Source organism: Methylobacterium sp. GC_Met_3, assembly GCF_026540775.1.
GTDB lineage: Bacteria > Pseudomonadota > Alphaproteobacteria > Rhizobiales > Beijerinckiaceae > Methylobacterium.
Window position 1 is genome coordinate 1 of record NZ_JALNUL010000137.1, and the last position, 1,894, is coordinate 1,894.

General features: G+C 59.6%; 3 protein-coding genes. 2 read left to right on the forward strand and 1 reads right to left on the reverse strand.

Annotation, left to right across the window (positions count from 1 at the left end; translation table 11 throughout):
• Nucleotides 1-347 precede the first annotated feature (347 nt).
• Both OXS27_RS32110 and OXS27_RS32115 read left to right on the forward strand, forming a co-directional pair.
• Nucleotides 348-590: a DUF6522 family protein gene (locus OXS27_RS32110; protein WP_267361704.1), complete on the forward strand. Its 243-nt coding sequence runs from the start codon at nt 348-350 to the stop codon at nt 588-590.
• A gap of 108 nt (nt 591-698) precedes the next feature.
• Nucleotides 699-953 (forward strand): hypothetical protein, encoded by a 255-nt coding sequence (locus OXS27_RS32115; RefSeq protein WP_267361706.1) that lies wholly within the window; start codon nt 699-701, stop codon nt 951-953.
• 177 nt (nt 954-1,130) lie between these two features.
• Here OXS27_RS32115 and OXS27_RS32120 read toward each other — a convergent pair.
• The coding region (locus tag OXS27_RS32120; protein ID WP_267361708.1) for a hypothetical protein at nt 1,131-1,894 on the reverse strand (764 nt) is incomplete at its 5' end.

Sequence of the window (1,894 nt, forward strand, 5' to 3'; positions counted from 1 at the left end):
TGGTTGAGCTTCCGTGAAGGGGAGGCTGGGCACGGATCGTCGCTCGATAACAGATCATTAACCACGACGATTTCCTGTGGATGGGCGCGGCCCAATCCGGCCGCGGTCAGTTGACCTGTCGGCGACGGAGATCAGCGATGGACCAGCAGGCTGGGGACGATCACGAAGACCGCAGGCAGATGGAGGGCTAGGGCTAGGCTCTTCACCGGGCGATCGCGTTCGGCGATCCTCATGACAGCGTCCCTCTTAACCGACGCTTCCGATCCTCATTCTTGGATCCGTGAGTGGCGCGTGCTATCGACGGTCTCAGCCCCGCATCTGCTGCCGAGCTGGTGAGGACCTGCTCCGTGAAGCTCATCTTCGGGCACAAGGGCAACTGGATCGTCGATCCCCGCGAGTTGGCTGCCCGCCTCGACGTCCGCGTCAGGGACCTGAAGCGGATGGAGAAGCGTGGGCAGGTCTATGCCAAACTTGCGACTGGTGATGGCGAGGAAGCCGGTCTGTCTCGCGTTACTGTCCGGCTGCCTGACAGAGGTTGGTCAGGCACCTTCGATCAGGGCAGCGCTCTCATCAAGGAGGACGCTTGGTGAGACCATTGCGCCAACCTCTCCGATCGACAGCGGATCCTAATCCACTCGACGGAACCGAAAACCAGCGTATCCTCCTGTTGGCCCCACCAGAGGGCACGGGAGGAAGCAATGTCTGCAAATTGGAAGGCAGCTAAAGAGGACCTAGAATGGAGCTTGAACCTGGGTGACGACGTAAAAGGTCGCGAGGAGCTTAAAGCCGCCTTCAGTAAAGAAGATGCTAAATATGTTGGGGCTGCGGTCGATGCATTCAAGCAGGGCCAGAGAGATAATCACAAGATATCAAATCTTTCCAGATGTGCACATGAAGATGATAAACGTCTCTACAACATGGGAAGAAAGATAATCGGACTGAAAGCTCTGTAATTATAAGCCGATGGCGCCAGTCGAAGCGCAGTTCTTTCCGACGGGCGCCCCGGCCGGGTGGAGGTCAGCGAACCGGATCTATGAGATCAGTCGCCCGCAACTCGTCGAGGAACTCGACCGGCAATCCTTCATACGTCCAGATCACCAGGATGTTATGCCGGAGAAGCGCAGTCTCCTCTATTGTGCGGGGCGAGTTACCCAAGCCCTGGTAGTGCTCGGACAGCCGGTGCCAGATGTCCTTGAAGCGCGCACGGGTTCGCGGATCTTGCATTTGCGCCTCGGCTCCGGTCGCGCTCCCACCAGCACGCCCACACCATAGTGCTTGTGGAATAAGGCACGTTCCGCCGGGCCCATTTCAACGTACCGCTGTCGAACCTTGAAACCTGCGATCTCGCTGAGGCGGAACATATCTTCGAGACCGATCTCGCCGATCATCTCCTCGAAACCGCGCCCGACTTCCTGCGCGTCCGAGAATATCTTACCCCCCTGTGCCGTTTGTGCCGTTTGTGCCATTTGTGCCGTTAGCTCGGTTTTCAGAGCTATTGGCACTACCGGCACGGGGGTCCCCATCTTTTCAGGGATGGGGTTTTCGACAAAAGGGCGGGTGGCGACGACCTCCGGATTGACCTCGTAGCTCTGAGACTTCCGACCCTTCACCTCGCCAGCCCGAGTGAAGCGCGGCCGGATCAATCCGGCCTCGACCAACTGCTTGCAGGCAGCATCCATGTCGGCAGCCTCACGCAGCATGCCGCCGATCTGCTGGCGGACCTCGCGGGCGTTGAACTCCGTCACCCGGTTCTGCCGGAAATGCTGTGCCAATAGCATCCCGCGGCGCTCGGCCACCGGGATCACGGCGTCCCCGAACATCCGCTCGGCCATCGGCAGGAAGTAGGCGTTCAACAGGTCGGCTGCCGCCGTCACCGCATCGGGCGATATCGCCA

Bases quoted from the DNA above. Each gene is read 5' to 3' on its own strand.
- OXS27_RS32115 (WP_267361706.1), top strand. From the start codon at position 699: ATGTCTGCAAATTGGAAGGCAGCTAAAGAGGACCTAGAATGGAGCTTG.